The sequence below is a fragment of the Streptomyces sp. NPDC057438 genome, assembly GCF_042802995.1.
In the GTDB taxonomy this organism is placed as follows: domain Bacteria; phylum Actinomycetota; class Actinomycetes; order Streptomycetales; family Streptomycetaceae; genus Streptomyces.
Genome location: NZ_JBHVDD010000014.1, coordinates 35,993 through 52,983, shown reverse-complemented (window position 1 = coordinate 52,983; position 16,991 = coordinate 35,993). Strand labels below are relative to the sequence as shown.

At 70.0% G+C, this 16,991-nt stretch carries 15 protein-coding genes; 7 read left to right on the top strand and 8 right to left on the bottom strand.

Annotated features, from left to right (window positions below; translation table 11 throughout):
• Positions 1-111: 111 nt before the first annotated feature.
• On the bottom strand, positions 112-1,335 hold the full coding sequence (locus ACFU5F_RS11175; protein WP_383885151.1) for an ROK family protein: 1,224 nt from the start codon (positions 1,333-1,335) through the stop codon (positions 112-114).
• Between the two features lie 56 nt (positions 1,336-1,391).
• On the opposite strand from ACFU5F_RS11175, the gene ACFU5F_RS11170 reads away from it, so the two are divergent.
• The gene (locus tag ACFU5F_RS11170) at positions 1,392-2,477 is read left to right on the top strand and encodes a Gfo/Idh/MocA family oxidoreductase (RefSeq protein WP_383885148.1); all 1,086 of its coding nucleotides are present in this window, start codon (positions 1,392-1,394) and stop codon (positions 2,475-2,477) included.
• A complete protein-coding gene (locus ACFU5F_RS11165; RefSeq protein ID WP_383885146.1) occupies positions 2,474-2,965 on the top strand; it encodes a heme-degrading domain-containing protein in 492 nt (163 codons plus the stop codon). The genes ACFU5F_RS11170 and ACFU5F_RS11165 overlap by 4 nt, the downstream gene beginning before the upstream one ends.
• Before the next feature lie 254 nt (positions 2,966-3,219).
• On the opposite strand, the gene ACFU5F_RS11160 is transcribed toward ACFU5F_RS11165, so the two are convergent.
• The 4 genes from ACFU5F_RS11160 to ACFU5F_RS11145 all read right to left on the bottom strand — a co-directional run bounded on the left by ACFU5F_RS11160 (position 3,220) and on the right by ACFU5F_RS11145 (position 6,307).
• A complete protein-coding gene (locus ACFU5F_RS11160) occupies positions 3,220-4,077 on the bottom strand; it encodes a fumarylacetoacetate hydrolase family protein (RefSeq protein ID WP_383885143.1) in 858 nt (285 codons plus the stop codon).
• 151 nt (positions 4,078-4,228) lie between these two features.
• Entirely contained in the window at positions 4,229-5,044 is an 816-nt protein-coding gene (locus ACFU5F_RS11155) for a YidC/Oxa1 family membrane protein insertase (protein ID WP_383885140.1), read from the bottom strand.
• A gap of 121 nt (positions 5,045-5,165) precedes the next feature.
• Entirely contained in the window at positions 5,166-5,477 is a 312-nt protein-coding gene (locus tag ACFU5F_RS11150) for a DUF6412 domain-containing protein (protein WP_383885138.1), read from the bottom strand.
• An 86-nt stretch (positions 5,478-5,563) separates the two neighbouring features.
• Positions 5,564-6,307, bottom strand: coding sequence for a class E sortase (locus tag ACFU5F_RS11145; RefSeq protein WP_383885135.1), 744 nt, complete (start codon positions 6,305-6,307; stop codon positions 5,564-5,566).
• Between the two features lie 172 nt (positions 6,308-6,479).
• On the opposite strand from ACFU5F_RS11145, the gene ACFU5F_RS11140 reads away from it, so the two are divergent.
• The 5 genes from ACFU5F_RS11140 to ACFU5F_RS11120 all read left to right on the top strand — a co-directional run bounded on the left by ACFU5F_RS11140 (position 6,480) and on the right by ACFU5F_RS11120 (position 12,480).
• Positions 6,480-8,033, top strand: coding sequence for a beta-1,6-galactanase (locus ACFU5F_RS11140; protein WP_383885132.1), 1,554 nt, complete (start codon positions 6,480-6,482; stop codon positions 8,031-8,033).
• A gap of 205 nt (positions 8,034-8,238) precedes the next feature.
• A complete protein-coding gene (locus ACFU5F_RS11135; RefSeq protein WP_383885130.1) occupies positions 8,239-9,249 on the top strand; it encodes a hypothetical protein in 1,011 nt (336 codons plus the stop codon).
• A 464-nt stretch (positions 9,250-9,713) separates the two neighbouring features.
• Positions 9,714-10,124 carry a very short patch repair endonuclease gene (locus tag ACFU5F_RS11130; protein ID WP_383885313.1) on the top strand — a complete coding sequence of 137 codons (411 nt, stop codon included), beginning with the start codon at positions 9,714-9,716 and terminating at the stop codon, positions 10,122-10,124.
• On the top strand, positions 10,112-11,107 hold the full coding sequence (locus ACFU5F_RS11125; RefSeq protein WP_383885127.1) for a DNA cytosine methyltransferase: 996 nt from the start codon (positions 10,112-10,114) through the stop codon (positions 11,105-11,107). The genes ACFU5F_RS11130 and ACFU5F_RS11125 overlap by 13 nt, the downstream gene beginning before the upstream one ends.
• A gap of 11 nt (positions 11,108-11,118) precedes the next feature.
• Positions 11,119-12,480 (top strand): DNA cytosine methyltransferase, encoded by a 1,362-nt coding sequence (locus tag ACFU5F_RS11120; protein ID WP_383885124.1) that lies wholly within the window; start codon positions 11,119-11,121, stop codon positions 12,478-12,480.
• 49 nt (positions 12,481-12,529) lie between these two features.
• Here the strand turns inward: ACFU5F_RS11120 and ACFU5F_RS11115 are convergent, their stop codons facing one another.
• Genes ACFU5F_RS11115 through ACFU5F_RS11105 form a run of 3 tightly spaced genes read right to left on the bottom strand, consistent with a single transcriptional unit; the run spans position 12,530 to position 16,553 of the window.
• Positions 12,530-13,408, bottom strand: coding sequence for a DUF6339 family protein (locus tag ACFU5F_RS11115; RefSeq protein ID WP_383885121.1), 879 nt, complete (start codon positions 13,406-13,408; stop codon positions 12,530-12,532).
• Positions 13,405-14,400 (bottom strand): hypothetical protein, encoded by a 996-nt coding sequence (locus ACFU5F_RS11110; protein WP_383885119.1) that lies wholly within the window; start codon positions 14,398-14,400, stop codon positions 13,405-13,407. The genes ACFU5F_RS11115 and ACFU5F_RS11110 overlap by 4 nt, the downstream gene beginning before the upstream one ends.
• Positions 14,401-14,402: 2 nt before the next feature.
• Positions 14,403-16,553 carry a helix-turn-helix domain-containing protein gene (locus ACFU5F_RS11105; protein WP_383885116.1) on the bottom strand — a complete coding sequence of 717 codons (2,151 nt, stop codon included), beginning with the start codon at positions 16,551-16,553 and terminating at the stop codon, positions 14,403-14,405.
• Positions 16,554-16,991 lie beyond the last annotated feature (438 nt).

The following is a 16,991-nucleotide window of genomic DNA, read 5'->3' as shown; positions in this document are numbered from 1 at the left end:
CTTTTCAGGGGCGCGGGGAACCGCGCGAACCCCACACACCCCGCACCCACCCGCCGACCGCACCCCCACGGCGAGGCGCACCCTCACCTCTCACCCCTCACCCCTCACCCCTCACCCGTCCTCACGCCCGAACAGCGGCGCCAGCAACAACTGGGCCGCCCCCTCGGCGACCGCGGAGGCCGCCCCGCCCCCCACCACCCGGACCGGCACCGCCGGATCCTCCCCCTGCCGCCGCGCCCACGCGTCGAGCACGAACCCCACGCCCCGCACGAACGCGTCGGGCCACGCCTCGACCGTGCGCCCGCCCAGCAGCACCAGCTCGATATCGAGCAGCCCCACCAGGTTCGCGACGCCCGTGCCGAGCACCCGAGCGGCCTCGTCCACGTCTCCCCGCCCGACCGCCGCGAGGCACAGCGCCTCGATGCACCCGCGGTTCCCGCACTCGCACGGCGGCCCGTCCAGCTGGACGACCTGGTGCCCGAACTCACCGGCCCGGGTGCGGGCCCCCCGGTGCACGGTCCCGTCGATCACGAGCCCCGCCCCCAGCCCCGTACCGAGGTGGAGGTAGGCGAAGGATCCGTGCGCCCCGGCGTCGGCCGCGAGCCCCAGGGCCGCCGCGTTGGTGTCCTTGTCCACCACCACCGGCAGCCCCAGCCGTCGCACCATCGCCGCCCGCAGCGGGAACCCGTCCCACTCCGGGAAGCCGGTGACCCGGTGCAGGACGCCGTGCAGATGGTCGAGGGGGCCGGGCAGGGCGACGCCGACGCCGAGGACGGGCAGGAGGGGGGAGCCGGGGGAATCGTCCTCGGGGCCGGCCGGTGCGACGGAACGCTCCTCGCCTGCCGCCGCCAGCAGCGCCTCCACCTCGGCCGCCGCGCCCTCGACCACGGCGTCGGCCCCGGCCCCGAGGTCCAGCGGCGCCCGCCGCCGAGCGACCACCGAGCCGGTCAGATCACAGAGGACGGCCGTCAGTTCGTCCCGGTCGAGATGGAGACCGACCGCGTGTCCGGCGTCGGGCACGAGCCGCAGCACGGTACGCGGCTTGCCGCCGGTGGAGGCCCGGTACCCCGCCTCCGTCAGGAGCCCGTCCGCCCGCAGCCGGGCGGTGATCTTACTGACGGCCTGCGGGGTGAGCCCCGTCCGTTCGGCCAGCTCCAGCCGGCTTATCCCGGCCGTCCCGGCGCCGCGCAGCAGGTCGAGCACCAGCGCGCCGTTGTGGCTGCGCAGGGCGAGCAGGTTCACTCCGGTCACCCCCGGAGGGCGCCCCCCACCTCCCAGGCCACCGTTCGTACCAACGCCGTTGCCGATCCCCTTGCCGGTCCCGTTGCCGTTCACCCTCCCATTGTCCCTCGCGCTTGCACTTTGGCAACAGCGTTGCTTAAGTGGGCCCCATGACAGGCACCAGCACAGGCAGAACCCCTCGCGTCGCGCTCGTCGGCTACGGCCTCGCAGGCTCCGTCTTCCACGCCCCGCTGATCGCCGCGACGGACGGCCTGGTCCTCGACACGGTCGTCACGTCGAACGCGGAGCGACAGGCACAGGCCCGCGCCGAGTTCCCGGACGTCCGCTTCGCGGCCACGGCCGACGAGCTCTGGGACCGGGCGGACGAGCTGGACCTGGTCGTCGTCGCCTCCCCGAACAAGACGCACGTCCCCGTGGCCACCGCCGCCCTGGAGGCGGGCCTCGCGGTCGTCGTCGACAAGCCCGTCGCCGGCACGGCGGCGGAGGCACGCGAGCTGGCCGCTCTCGCCGACTCCCGCGGCCTGCTGCTCTCCGTCTTCCAGAACCGCCGCTGGGACAACGACTTCCTGACCCTGCGCAAGCTCCTCGCCGACGGCGAACTGGGCGAGGTCCGCCGCTTCGAGTCCCGCTTCGAGCGCTGGCGCCCCCAGCTCAAGGGCGGCTGGCGCGAGTCCGGCGACCCCGCAGAGATCGGAGGTCTGCTCTACGACCTGGGCAGCCACGTCGTCGACCAGGCCCTCACCCTCTTCGGCCCCGCCACCCTCGTGTACGCCGAGTCCGATGTCCGCCGCCCCGGCGCCGAGGTGGACGACGACACGTTCATCGCGGTCACCCACGCGAACGGCGTCCGCTCCCACTTCCACGCCTCCGCCGTCACGCCCCAACTCGGCCCGCGCTTCCGGGTGCTGGGCTCCGAGGCGGGCTACGTCAAGTACGGCCTCGACCCCCAGGAAGCGGCCCTCCGCGAGGGCGAGCGTCCCACCCCCGGCGCCGACTGGGGCCGGGAGCCCGAGGACCTCTGGGGCCGCGTCGGCGCCGACGACTCCCCCCTGACCGGCGGCGGCAGCCCCGTCCCGACCCTCCCCGGCGACTACCCCGCGTACTACGCGGCCGTGGCCGCCGCCCTGCACGGCACCGGCGAGAACCCGGTGACGGCGCACGAGGCGGCCGCCGCGCTGGACGTACTGGAGGCGGCGCGCAGGTCGGCGCGCGAGGGCGTGGCGGTGCGACTGTGACGACCGACGACACCACCACCCCCGCCGTCCCGAGCATCGAGAAACTCGAAGCCCAGGAACGCCGGCTGGTGCTCCCCCGGTTCACGCACGACGACGCCTGGGCGCTGGGCTCCCTGCTGGTGGACCTGGCCCGCGAGCAGGGCGCTCCCGTCGCCGTCGACATCCGCCGCGGCCCCCAGCAGCTCTTTCACGCCGCCCTGCCCGGCTCGACCCCGGACAACGACGCCTGGATCGACCGCAAACGCCGCGTGGTGGAGCGCTACGCGCACTCCTCGTACCTGGTCGGAGCCCGCTTCCGGGCCCAGGGCACCACGTTCGAAGCCTCGTCCCGCCTGGACCCCGACCACTACGCCGCCCACGGCGGCTCCTTCCCCCTGTCGGTGGAGGGAGCAGGGGTGATCGGCACGGTCACGGTCTCCGGCCTCCCCCAACTGGAGGACCACAAGATGGTGGTCAAGGCGTTGGAACGGTTCCTGAGCACCCTGTGACCACCGACCGAGCCCCGCGCCCCGCCAGGGGCGCGGGGAACCGCGCAGTGGGGGTGCGTGACACCGGCGCGCTCAGGACCCCGAGAACTGCGGGCTTTCAGGGGCGCGAGGAGCTGGAGGGTTCCCCGCAAACGCAGGGGCCCGCAGGCTTCTAGGGGCGCGGGGAACTGCGCGACCAGCCACGACGAACCCGCGGCCGCCAACGAAACGCAGCCCACCAGCCCTCACGCGCGCCCCGACCGCAGCCTCACCCCTCACGCATCCAGGAACGTCTGCCTCTGCCGCCCGAGCCCGTCGATCTCCAGCTCGACCACGTCCCCCGCCCGCAAGAACGGCTTGGGATCGGGCTCCCCCAGCGCCACCCCCGCCGGCGTCCCCGTGTTGATGACGTCCCCGGGATACAGCGTCATGAACTGACTGACGTACCGCACGACCTCGCTCACCGCGAAGATCTGCTCCCCGGTCGTCCCGTCCTGCTTCAGCTCCCCGTTGACCCACAGCCGTAGCCCCAGCTTCTGCGGATCGGTCACCTCGTCCGCGGTCACCAGCCACGGCCCCAGCGGATTGAACGTCTCGCAGTTCTTGCCCTTGTCCCACGTGCCCCCGCGCTCCAGCTGGAACTCCCGCTCGGACACGTCGTGCGACACCGCGTACCCGGCGACATGCGCGAGCGCCGCCTCGCGCGACTCGACGTACCGGGCCGTACGCCCGATCACGACCGCCAGTTCGACCTCCCAGTCGGTCTTGGCCGAGCCGCGAGGCACCAGCACCGAGTCGTGGGGCCCGACCACCGTGTCCGCCGCCTTGAAGAAGATCACCGGCTCGGCGGGCGGCTCGGCCCCCGTCTCGCGCGCGTGGTCGTGGTAGTTGAGCCCGATGCAGACGATCTTCCCGATCCGGGCGACCGGCGGCCCGACGCGCAGCCCCGCCGCGTCCAGGACGGGCAGCTCACCGCTCTCGGCGGCGGCCCGGACCCGGCCGAGCGCCTCCTCGTCCGCGAGCAGCGCACCGTCGATGTCCGGGACGACGCCCGACAGGTCCCGCAGGACCCCCTCGGCGTCGAGCAGCGCGGGCCGCTCCGCACCCGCCGTACCGACTCGCAGCAGCTTCATGACGGTCATCTCCCTCGGTCGTCCGCCGCCCGGCCGATGGGTGCAGCCATCGGAGGACTGGTCGATCGTCCAAGGTCGGGGTCCACTCCGCAATACCCGGTTCAGGGAGTGGACCGCCCACGAGACCCCGCCCCGTGTCCCCTTCCGCCGCCTACCGCGCCGCCGCGGCGGACGAGGCGCCCGCACTCCCCTTGCCGGCACCGGCGCCCGTACCCGTCGCGGCTCCGGCCGCCGAGGGCAGCGGGTAGAGCAGCGCCCGCTCCACCGCGCTCCACGTCGTACTGGTCACCACGTACAGCGCGGCCGCCAGCGGCACCACCGCCACGCTGAGCAGCGTGAAGAAGGACATGAACGGCATGAACTTGCTGACGGCCCCCATGCTCGCCGCCATCCCGGGCACCTGCTCGTCCGACACGGCCGGCATCCCGGCCGTACCCGCCGCCATCATCCGCTTCGTACGACGGAAGTTGAAGGTCGCGACCCCCGCGACGATCACGAAGAGTGCCCCGTAGACGAGCCCCTGCGGCCCGAAGGCGCCGCCCTCGCCGAGCGCGTCGTGCCAGCGGTCGCCGAGCGGGGCCGCGAAAAGCTTGTGGGTGAGCAGGGCGTTGGCCTCGCCGCCGATCGTCGCGTTGGAGAAGAGGTGGTAGAGGAGGAAGAAGGCGGGCAGCTGGCAGAGGCTGGGCAGGCAGCCGGACAGCGGCGACACCTTCTCCTTGGCGTGCAGCTCCAGCATGGCCTTCTGCAGCTTCTCCGGGTTCTTCGCGTGCTTCTTCCGCAGCTCCGCGATCTGCGGCTGCAGGGCGACCCGCGCCCGCTGCCCCCGCGCCGCGGCCCGGGACAGGGGGTGTACGAGCAGCCGTACGAGCGCCGTGAAGAGGACGATCGCGAAGGCCGTCGCGGAGGCGTGGAACAGCGGCTGGAGCAGATCGGCGAGGTGCCCGACAAGGTCGGCGAAAACGGACATGGGTGTGAGCCCTCCAGGGGTCTCGTCGTACCAGGGACCGGTCCGGCGAGGGACCGTGATCAAGGACTGGCGCGACGGCCCGCGCGAGGAGCACGTGCCCGGGAACAGAGGCGGAGGTGCCCTACGCGGTGGCCGTCAGGAGGGCGTGTCCGGGCGCCCGGGGCCGCGTACGGCCGCGGGCGTCGGGATCGCGCTGGGACAGGAACGCCGTACGGCGCTCACGGTCCCGCATGGCTGTCCGTACGCGCGTACGAGGCACGACGGGGGCGCAGCGCGAGGCGATCACCGCGCAGGCGGCGAACGCGGAGCCGGCGGCGGCGGTCGCGGCGAAGGCGACGGCCGCGGAGAGCGTGCCGGAGTCGAGGAGGGCGACCTCGAACAGGAACAGCAGCAGCACGGTGGCGTGACGCGGGTTGATCCAGCTCGTGATCATGCGCACCCCTTCCCTGCTCCGTGTCCCTGTTCCGTGTCCTGCTCCGTGCTTCGGTCGCCGCACCGAGCTCCGTCGCACACATGCTCTCATCTGAGCCGCACCGAGCGCAGCTTTCCCCAGACTACGAGGCGGTACGTGGAGGTGTACGCGGGCGTGCAGGTGGTGAGCGTGAGGTAGTGGCCGCTCTCGGCGTACCCGTACGACGGTCGCACGTCGCTGCGCGGGACGGGCCGCAGGACCCCGCCGTCGCCGGGCGTGGTCTGCGGGAGCGTCCGGTCGACGACGTACGTGTGGACGGCGTCCCGGGTCTCGACGCGGACCTCGTCGCCGGGCACGAGCCGGTCGAGGTGCCGGAAGGGCTCGCCGTGGGTGTTGCGGTGCCCGGCGAGCGCGAGGTTCCCGGGCCGGCCCGGCCGCGCGGTCCCCGGGTAGTGACCGACGTATCCCTTGTCGAGGACGTCCGCCCGGCCGACCCCCTCGGCGACGGGCGCGCGAAGGCGGAGGCGGGGAATGTCGAGGATGGCGTAGGCCTCGGCCGAACGCTCAGGCGTCCCTCGCCCCTCCCGGACCGCCTCTCCCTCATCCACCCCTTCACCGACCCCGTAGCTCTCCTCCTCACCGACCCCGTTGCTCTCCTCCTCACTGCCTCCGTTGCTCTCCCCCTGCCGCCCCCACTCCCTCTCCAGCGCGGCCACCTCACGCGCCGCCCCCTCCTGGGCCTGGCGGTTGGTCCACCACAGCTGATGGGCGAGGAAGAGGAGGAGGACGAGTCCGAGAGTGACGGCGCTCTCGGCGGCTGCCTGGAGCGCGCCGGGGCGGGCGACTTTCATCTCCCCTTCTCATAACCCTTGAAAGAAAGAGGAGAAAGCGCTGTCACACCTCTCGACAACCTCACCTTTCACCCCTGACTCTTCCGATGTCCCACTCAGCAGTTCGGAAGGTGGCCGGTTCCCCCAACCCCACCTTTCCCTCCCTTCGGCACCCGCATCCCCCGGAGCTGACATGACTGCATCCCCCGACCCCAAGGACATCCAGGCGAGTCCGGCCGCCGAGCCCCCCGCCACCGACCGGCCCGCGACGGCCTTCGGCCGCAGAGCCCTCCTGGCCGCGGCCGGCGGCGCGGTCGTCGGCACCGCCCTCGGCGCGGGCACGGCCCACGCGGACGCGACCATCACCGTCAACCCGGGCACCAAGTACGGGACCTGGGAGGGCTGGGGCACCTCCCTGGCCTGGTGGGCCAACGTCTTCGGCGCCCGGGACGACTTCGCCGACCTGTGGTTCACCACGAAGACGACGACGTACAACGGCACGGCACTGCCCGGCCTGGGCATGAACATCGCCCGCTACAACCTCGGCGCGTGCAGTTCGAACTCCATCAACGGCGAGTCGATGGTGAAGTCCCCCAACATCCCGGCCTTCAAGCAGATCGAGGGCTTCTGGCAGGACTACACCAACGAGAACCCGGCCTCCTCGGCCTGGAAGTGGACGGCGGACCCGAACCAGCGCGCGGCCCTGACGAAGGCGGTGGCACGCGGGGCGACGACCGAACTCTTCGCCAACTCCCCCATGTGGTGGATGTGTTCGAACCACAACCCCTCGGGCGCTTCGGGCGGCGGCAACAACCTCCAGACCTGGAACTACCGCCAGCACGCCTCCCACCTCGCGGCGGTGGCGCTGTACGCCAAGAACAACTGGGGCGTGAACTTCGCGACGGTCGACCCCTTCAACGAACCGGCGTCCTCCTGGTGGACGGCGACCGGCACCCAGGAGGGCTGCCACATGGACCCGGCGGTCCAGGCCGCCGTACTCCCGTACATGCGCAGCGAGTTGAACGCGCGCGGCCTGAACTCGGTCCGTATCTCGGCCTCCGACGAGACCAACTACGACACGGCCCGCTCGACCTGGAACTCCTTCAACTCCGCCACGAAGGCCCTGGTCAGCCAGGTGAACGTGCACGGCTACCAGGGCGCGAACGGCCGCCGCGACCTCCTCTACACGGACGTGGTCACCACCGCCGGCAAGAAGCTCTGGAACTCGGAGACGGGCGACAGCGACGGCTCGGGCTGGACCCTCGCGCGGAACCTCTGTTACGACTTCCGCTGGCTGCACCCCACCGCCTGGGTCTACTGGCAGGTGATGGACCCGACGGCGGGCTGGGCGATGATCGCCTACGACGCGAACACCCTCCAGCCGACGACGGTCCAGACCAAGTACTACGTGATGGCCCAGTTCAGCCGCCACATCCGCCCGGGGATGACGATCCTGGACACGGGCTCCAGCTACACGGCGGCGGCCTACGACGCGGCGGCGAGGCGCCTGGTGATCGTGGCGATCAACACCGCGTCCTCCGCCCAGACCTTCACCTTCAACCTCGCGAACTTCACGACGGTGACGGGCGGCGCGAACGGCCTGGTCCCCCGCTGGAACACCCACACCTCGGGCGGCACCGACCGCTACCGCGCCTACTCGGACACCCGCCTGAGCGGCAAGACGGTGGCGGTGCCGTTCGCGGCGGGCGCGGTGCAGACGCTGCAGATCGACGGCGTCACGATCTGACGCACCGGCGCGCGGACCGGAGGCCCTCCCCGGCCCGCGCGCCCCGGCCCGCCCCCGGACACCTCCGGGAGTCCTCCCGAACACCTCAGGACGAGAGCGAAAAACCCAGGTGGGAGGGAGCGCGCCCGTGGCCTGCTCGCTCCCGCCTCCGCCGCTGCCTCACCTCCATCCCCCTACACCCCCCACGGGCAGTACGGTGTCGTCCATGCGCCCCGACACGCCTGCCGAGAACGTCGACCACAACGCCGAAGCGGCACGCCTGGAGCGGACCGCCGACCTCTACCCCGAGGACGCCGAGCACCTCCTCCTCCAGGCCGCCGCCCACCGCGAACTCTCCGGCGACCGCCCCACGGCGACAGCCCTCTACGACCGCCTCCTGTCCTCCTCCACGCCCCTGGACAACCCCCACCTCGTACGAGCGCTGAAAGCGTCCAACCTCTGGGAGTACGGCCACGAGGCGGAGGCCCGCGCGATCATCGACGGCGTCCGCGCGGCGGCCCCCCGCGACCCGGCCCCCTGGGTGATCGTCGCCGAGGCCCTGGAGGCCCACGACGAGCTGGAGGCGGCCCAGGACACGTTCACGGCGGCCGTGACCCTGCTGTTGACGGACGTGGCAGAGCCCCCCTACTCGACCCGCGCGCTGCTGTTCGGCCGCCACCGGGTCCGCCGCATGCTGGGCGCGACGCACGACGACTGGGACGCCGTGGCGGACACCCTCCACTCCTCGTCGATCTCCCTGGACGAACTCCACGACCCCAAGCGCGTCTGGTCCCTGGGCTCGGACAACCCGGCGGAACTCCAGGCCGAGATCTCCCGCCTGCGCGCGGAGCTGGGCGCCTACCGGGAGGCCCTGTCCCGCCCGTTCCCGGTGGCGGTCCTGCACTGGCCGGCCGCCGAACTCTCGGAGCTGGTCTCGGCGTACCCGGGCCTGACCGCGGAATACCCGTCCCACGAGGAACACCTGGCGACGATAGAAGCCTCGCTGCGGGAGCTGGCGTCCTCCGGCACCCCGAACCTGGGCATCGTGACGGGCACGGTCCCGTCGTACGAGGCGTTCGCGGCCTCGGAGGGCTCGTCCCCGGACGACGTGACGCTGCTGCCGCAGTACGCGACGACGTTGGCGGCGCGGGGGCTGGCGGTCTCGTGGCCGCCGCAGAGGGGCAGCGCGTGCTGGTGCGGCTCGGAACAGCCGTACGAGAGCTGCCACGGAGCGTAGGCCCACCCGACTCAAGCCAAGGCGCCGATCCCCCACTCCCCGCAAGCCGCCGAGCAATCCCGGCGTGCTTGCGAGACGCGAACGAGCCAGACACCCCGCCCCACAACCCAGCCGACCTCACCTCACCCGACCTGGACCACCCACCCTTCCGGGCCGCTCGCTGGCTTCTCCCCCGCGCTGGAGCGGCCCGGGTCAAGGGTGGCCCGCAGGGCCATCGCAGCAGGCGACGCGAAGCGCCCTTGAGGCGGGCGGCGGAGGCGCGACACTGCCCTGAAGCGAGTGGCCCAACGGCACCTCGACAACACCGTCCCCACTCGCACCGCCATCTCGATCACCAAGATCCGGAGCGGCTGTCCCCTCGGCTGTGGTGGAATCGAACTGCAACCGACCGGATCGAGCCGCGATCGTGAGGCACTGCCGCCTTGAGCACGATGAAGCCGTTGTCGCCCGCCGTCTCCGCACGCATGAGCAGACAGGTCAGCAAAGACACGGCCGCCGAACTGGCCGTTCGTCGCCTGCTCCACGCTGCCGGGTTGCGCTACCGCGTGGAGTTCCCGGTCCCGGGCATGGCCCGGCGCCGCATCGATGTGGCCTTCACCCGAGCCAAAGTGGCGGTGCTGATCGATGGGTGCTTCTGGCACGGTTGCCCTGAGCACGCTACGCAGCCGAAGTCGAACGCAGAGTGGTGGCGCACCAAGCTGGACCGGAACATGGCCCGCGATCGGGAGACTACGGAGCATTTGACCGCGGCGGGGTGGACGGTGCTGCGGTTCTGGGAGCATGAAGCCCCTGAGGAAGTGGCCGTGCGGGTGAGCGCAACAGTGGAACGACGTCTGGCAGAGGGAACGAAGGGACGTGAAGCGTGGGGGGACTGACCTTCGTGGATGTGTGCTCCGGAGCTGGTGGCCTAGCCCTTGGCCTGGAGCGGGCGGGATTCGAACCGCGTTTGCTTCTGGACGAGGACGAGGTGGCCGTCAGGACCTTGAAGGCCAACCGGCCGCAGTGGAACGTACTCTGCGCCGATCTGCTGGACTTCGACCCGGCCGAGCACCCCGTGAGCTACGACGTGGATCTCCTCGCGGCAGGCCTACCACGGGTGAAGTCGAGCGCGACCATCGAGCGAGCGGATTCGGGCAAAGAGGAAGAACTGCTGAGGGCGACTGTCCTGCTCGCCCATTCGATCAAGCCTCGGGCCATCCTCATCGAGAACGTCCCAGGGCTCGCCGATGCGGACAGGTACCAGCCCTTTCGTGACTTCGCCCGGGCTGAACTCGCCCATCTGGGATACGAGTTCAGTTGGTTCGTCGTCAATGCCGTCGACTTCGGTGTACCGCAGAACCGGAAGCAGGGAGTCCTCGTAGCAGTCGAACAATCGCTGGCCGAAGCGTTCCGACAGCCGGCGCCCACCGTGAGCGAACCGGCTACGGTCGGCGTCGTTCTGGGGCCGTCCATGGCCGCACACGGGTGGCAGGATGCTGCACGCTGGGCCGCCCAGGCCGATCAACCGGCTCCGACACTGGTCGGCGGTTCGAAGAACCGAGGAGGCGCGGATCTGGGACCGACCGGGGCCAAGCGGAAGTGGGCGACCATGGGGGTCAACGCACACACGGTGGGTGACCGAATTCCGGGTCCGGACTTTGTCTGGGATCCCGAGCTCGGCAGGGACAACATGGTGAAGATCACGACTGAGCAGGCCGCGCTGTTGCAGGGTTTTCCCGAATCATGGCAGATCGCCGGACTCAAGACCGCACGATATCGCCAGGTCGGACACGCGACACCGCCGCCCGTCGGAGAGGCTCTGGGGCGAGCCGTCGCCGAGGCGTTGAACCGGGATCCGGCAGCCTCCCCGGCCGGCTAGACTTCCGCCACATGACCAGCACGGCGCCACACCAGTCCATCCTCGACAAGCCTTTTGTCCTGGATCTCTTCGCGGGACCCGGAGGGCTGGATGTCGCGGGTCACACTCTCGACATCCCCAGCCTCGGCATCGAGTGGGACAGGAACGCCTGTCTCACTCGATACGCGGCCGGGCTGGAGACGCTGCACGCCGATGTGAGCGCGGTCCGCAGAGACTCCTTCGAGTCGCTGCCCCCGGAGATCAATGTGCTGGCCGGTGGACCTCCCTGCCAGACCTACTCCGTTGCCGGGCACGGCGCCGGCCGTAAGAACCTGAACAAGGTCAAGGAGTACATCGAGCGACTGACGGCAGGCGAATCCGACGAGGCGATCGACGAGGACCTGAAGACTCTCAGCGATCCGCGCACCGCGCTGGTCCTCGAACCACTCCGATACGCCCTCCAGGCGACCAGAAGTCCGAACCGCGGCAGGCGCCCGTACGACGTGATCGTCCTGGAGCAGGTCCCGGCGGTCGAGGAACTCTGGCACCACTACGCCAAGGTGCTGCAGGAAACGGGTCTTCCCGACGGCACCAAGTACAAGGCCGTCGTCGGCCTCCTCAACACCGAGACCTACGGCGTCCCTCAGAAGCGATCACGGGCGGTGCTGATCGCTCGTCGTGAAGGACTTGATACGCCGTCGCTTCCCAAGCCGACCCACCATTCCTACGAGGCCAAGGCGTGGAACCGTAGGAACGAAGATGACCAGGCCGCAGCCAGCCGGGTTCATCAGCCGACCTTCGACGAGGACTCGGCGGCCCTGGCGGAAGAACACGATGCAACCGATGACGAAGATCTGCAGCCCTGGAGGTCGATGGGTGACGTGCTTGCCGAGCCGGTGGGCACACATCCGGGACGCGACACTCCGTTCCTGGTCCGCTCGAACTACGGCAGCTCCGGAATCCCCGGAAGGCGTGGAGTTCGGAGCGATCGACAACCCGCGTTCACCGTCACCGGTCGCATCTCCCGCTTCGTGGTCTTCCAGCACCTCGACGCAGACTTCGTCTACGAGGGTGCGCGGTTCAGCATGAACGAGGCGGGAATGCTGCAGAGCTTCCCACCGGACTACCCCTGGTCCGGGAAGGCACAGGCGCAGCAAGTGGGCAATGCCGTACCGCCCCTGTTCGGGGCGCACCTGCTGAGCGCCGCGCTCGGGCTCCCGGCACCGGACGCTGATGCGCTGAGCAAGCCGTGGCCGGCGGCCACGGAAGAGCAGCGGGCCAAGCTGCGGAGCCACGGCTGCGGGACGGCGGACGACTGCACCGCCAGGTGCCCGCGCCCGGAGGACCAGGCGCCGGCACCCTCATCCGAGCGGCCGCGCCGGAAGAAGAACTAGCAACACCGTTCGCGGGTACGCCAGTTCCTGGGCCGGCTGCCACGACCGGTCAGTCCACGCTCTTCCTGCCCCGGACCGGCGCGGTCTCGAACAGCTCGGCGAAGTACTCGGTGAGTGAGGCCACGGACTTCGCCGGGACAGGATCCTCGTCGGGTCCGTCCGGGAGATGACGTCGATCAACCGGTGGTGCCGATGCGGCCTCCGCGATCCAGTCCCGCAGACGAGCAGGGTCCCTCGGCTCGTCCCGTGCGAGGACGTCATACACCAGCGTCGCTCCGGCCGCATTGATCGCGACACTGAGGCCGAAGATCTCTCGCCCGGTGGTGATCTTCCCGCCTTTCAGAAGGCGGACGAGAGCCTGGGCAGTGGGGCGATGATCGATCAACTCCATCCGGAGAACCGTGTGGATGAGGTCCTGGTTCCCACAGGCCGCTACAACCGGCTCGTAGTCCGGCCCGTTCCGGAAGAGTTCTGCCGCCCACCACAACCGGGAGAAGCACTGGCGGTCGGCCGGGCCCCGGAACCGCTCTGCGGCGATACGCCTCTCCGGCCGCTTCGTCGTCGGCTCCGACAGGTGGCGCCATGCGACGTAATCGGGGGCAACCGCCAAGGCGAGGTGGTTCCAGAGACGCTTGTCCGCCGCCTCCCGCCGTGTCAGACGCAGGGTGGCATGGAGGCGCGGCGCGAGCCACGCGTCAGCGCGGGTGCGATCCGCCCGGAACTCGTACATGGCGTCCTCCACCAGGCTTCGGATCGGCTCGACCGACCACCTGGCGTCGTCCTCCGGGAGCGGCTCGACGACCTTGGCGAGATCGATGCCGCCGTGCACCTGTTCGCCTGTCAGCAGCTCCTCGGTGAGGAACGGGTCGACGGCCGACGTGGCGAGCAGCGCCAGGCGCTCCGGTACATGGCTCGGTGCGGTGATCACTTCTCGCTCTCCCGGTTCATCTGTTCCAGACTACGGATGGCGTAGGCGAGCGCCTTGGAGGCGTCGGCACGGCGCACCGCCGCGTAGTGGATACGGGTCTGAAGCTCCACCCAGCCCGATTCGCCGGTGCGTCGTCGATGCACCTGCCGTAGGGCCTCCTCGACGTGCACACCGGGAATCACGTCCGGGAGCATCTCCCGCAACACCTCGCCCTGCCAGTCGGTCGGGAAGACCGGACCGCCACCGGGTTCCACCTCCAGATCACCGATGGCTCCGTGGAACACGGCGGTCCAGACGTCGGTGGCCATCTGGGCGACCAAGAGGTCACGCACCTTGCTGTCCACTCCGGAGCCGTTGCTGTCCAGCAGCCCTATGACTCCCTCGACGTCCGTGTTCACGAAGACGGTGGGAACTCTGGTCGAGGTGTCCACGATCCAGGGAGCGTCCGCGTACGCCTGCAGCCACTCCCGGGCACTCTTCCTGAACGGAGCTTTCTGGACGTCGAGTTGGAGGCCGCGGACCGGCTCTTCGGAGACCGTGTCGATGATCCAGCTCCGGTCGGTCTCCGCAATCGAGCGACCGGGCACCTCGTCCACCGTCCCGACGGCGTACACGGCGAGGGAGGCCCGACCCATGTGGTCGTCCCGGAACACTTCGAGGGAACCCGACCAGTCACGACCGTCCTCCGCGTCCTGTGCGAGAGGCACAGAGGTGCGGACATTGGTCTCACCGTCCGTCAGAACGGCGATGACCTTCAGGTCGGACCATGCCGCGTCCGGCGCGTTGGCCCCGGGTGGCAGCGTCGCCGAGAGGCCGATCGTGGCGCTCACCCAGTCGGTGTGGCCCGCGATGCCGAGCGCGACGGTCTGCTGCTGGGTGGAGTAGGCGGTGGTCTCCAGTTGGTCGCGGGTGCCGTCGGAGAGTTTGAGCGAAACCGAGATCACTCTGAGAACGACCGGCCGGTTGAGCCGCTTGTAGGGGTAGATCTTCACGCTCACTCCCCCTTGCCGGCACGGAGTTCGAGGACCAGGCGGGTGAGCGTGGTCCTGACCGGGTGACTGGTGACGTCGGTGGATCCTCGGAACTTCGCGCGACGGGTACCGGGCGTGAAGCGCAACATCCCGTCCTCCACCTCACAGCCCTCGACAGCGATCAGCTCGGCCCAGTCCAACTTCGGACGTCCGCCCGAACGCACGTCGAGTTGGGCGACCGGCGCCATCGGCACGATCTCGTCGCCGCGAGGGATACTCACCTCCGCGGTGATTCGCCACTCACCCTTTTCACCGACCGTCGCCTCAAGACCGTCCAGGACCGGAACCACCGGCCCGGAGGGTGCCTTGGCCTTGGGCTTGGGCTTCACGGTCAACGCCTTGCGCAGGGCCTCACCGCCGTCACGGTAGCCGCGCTTCGGCCGCGCAACGAGTTCTCTCACTGCGCTGTTGGCCTCGGCGGTCAGTGTGTTGATCCGTCGGTACGCGGAGGGCGACCAACGCAGGGTCAACTCCTCGGTCTGCCCCCATCGGTCGTGCTCGGGCGGTTCCGCAGCGCGCAGGAATTCCTCGGCCTCCTTCGCGAAGGGGGCGGCTTCGCCGGCGGCCTCGCCCACGAGCAGTACGGCTTGGAACGGGTTTGTGCCGAGCGGCAGGTTGGGGACCCCTGCCGTCTTGACGGTCATGCGGTTGCCTCGTAGCGAATGCACCTGGTTCTTCGCTCCGTCTTCGCTCTCGGCGTCGTTGGCCAGGTCGGTGACCAGGAGCACCGCTTGGTGTGTCCCGAGAGTGCCTCGGGCACCTCCGGACAGCGGTAGCCTCAGCGGCACGTTTCGCGCCGCCACCTGGCCGGCCTCGACGAGCCGGTCCACGGTGGTGCCCTCGTAGTGCGCCCGCAGGGCACGGGTCCGGGCGGGCTGCTCGACGGACGGATCGACCTGCTTCTCCGGGACGACCACTTCGCCGTTGCGAAGGGCTCGGACGGAGACCTCCAAGAGGGGGAGCCGGTTGCCTCCCGCGGTCATCGCGGCCCAGAAGTCGCGGCCCAGCGCCTCGACCAGGCGTCGATGCATCCTGCGGATGTCGCGCGTGTCGTCGGTGCTCTCCTCGTCCACGGCCTCGTCGTCGGCAGCATGGTTCTCCTCCAGACTGGCCACGTCGTGCGCGCCCACGATGAGGAAGGACGTGCCGGGTTCGTCGCTCTCCCGGGCGAGATGCAGACGAGCGACGGTCTCCTCGTCCGCCCACCAGGAACGGGCGACCCGAGCACCGGGAGAGTCGGGATCGGGGCGCCCGAACCAGGCGGGACCCGCGTACGACTCTCCGTCCACCTTGCGCCAGGGCAGTTCGAGACGCCCGATGACCCGTCGTTCCGTACGCCCCTCATGGGCCTCGGACAGCGTGGAGTTGATGAGTACGAGCCCCAAGGCGCTCGTCGCCCACAGGGTCGCCTTGCCCAGGCCGTACGAACCACCCGCACTGTGACCCGACTTGAGACTCTCCAGCTGCCGTCGCACCACGGCGGCGAACTTGCCGTCCTCGTAGTCGTCACCGGTGAGCCCCGAAGCGTTGTAGTCGTCGACGCGCAGCAGGACCAGGCGGCCCTTCTCGTACATGTCGCGCACTCCGGCGTCCACGACCCGGCCGACCTTCTGGCTTCCGGCGCCCTCCGAGACCGCGGAGTAGTGCGGGAAGAGGTCGTTCCAGAGGATCGCCTCACGGAAGGCGTCGAGCGTCTCACCGGTCAGCTCGTGCAAGGTGTAGCGGACCCTGACAGGGCGGCCGTTCTCGGTGAGCCGTTCGTCGAGGCTGTTCTGACAGGTCTCCCGGGCGAGCACCTGCACGTCGGCGTCGAAGGCGAAGGCCGCGGCGTTACCCAGCTCACGACCGCCGTCGGGGTATCCGGGGCGGTGGTACCAGGTGACCGGCAGACCGGCCTGGGTGTCGGTGGTACGGGTGTGCACGGTGCCGACGTCCGTGCCGAGCGCCTTGGCGATCTCCACCATGACGGTCGGGCGGGGCGTCGACCTCCCCGTGATCCAGGCGGAGATGGCTGCCCGGGTCAGGCTGAGCTCCTGGGCCAGTTCGGCCTGCGTCTTCCCTGCGAGCTTGAGCTGACGGGCCAGCCAAGGCCCGAACTCTTCGCCTGTGTCCAACCGTGCCACCTGCTCTTCGCTAGACGTCGCCTGCGGCCCGCAGGTTTACCAGGAGGCTAATTTGACACAATGAACACTGTCAACCAAAAGTTGATCGACCGAGGGGGTCAGGGATGTCGAGATCCATGGGGTGGATTGCCCGATTTTGACCCCACTTGGACAAGTCTTCCCATGCGGAGGGCCCAATTCCCTTGTGACGGGGGGCAGTTGGGTTGACCGACTCGATCAACCTCCGATAATATTAGGAGTGGCGAAACTTTCGCCCCGCTTGCAGACCAGAAATCGGGCGGCCTTCTTCCTCCATGCCCAAAATCACCAGCAAGGGCCCACTGGTGCCGGTGTAGACCAATTCCACACCGGCACTCTTCGTTCCGAACTAACGACTAGTCAGACGACCGAGTCACCTGCTAGGCTGATTTTCAGGCGAAACGTTCACCT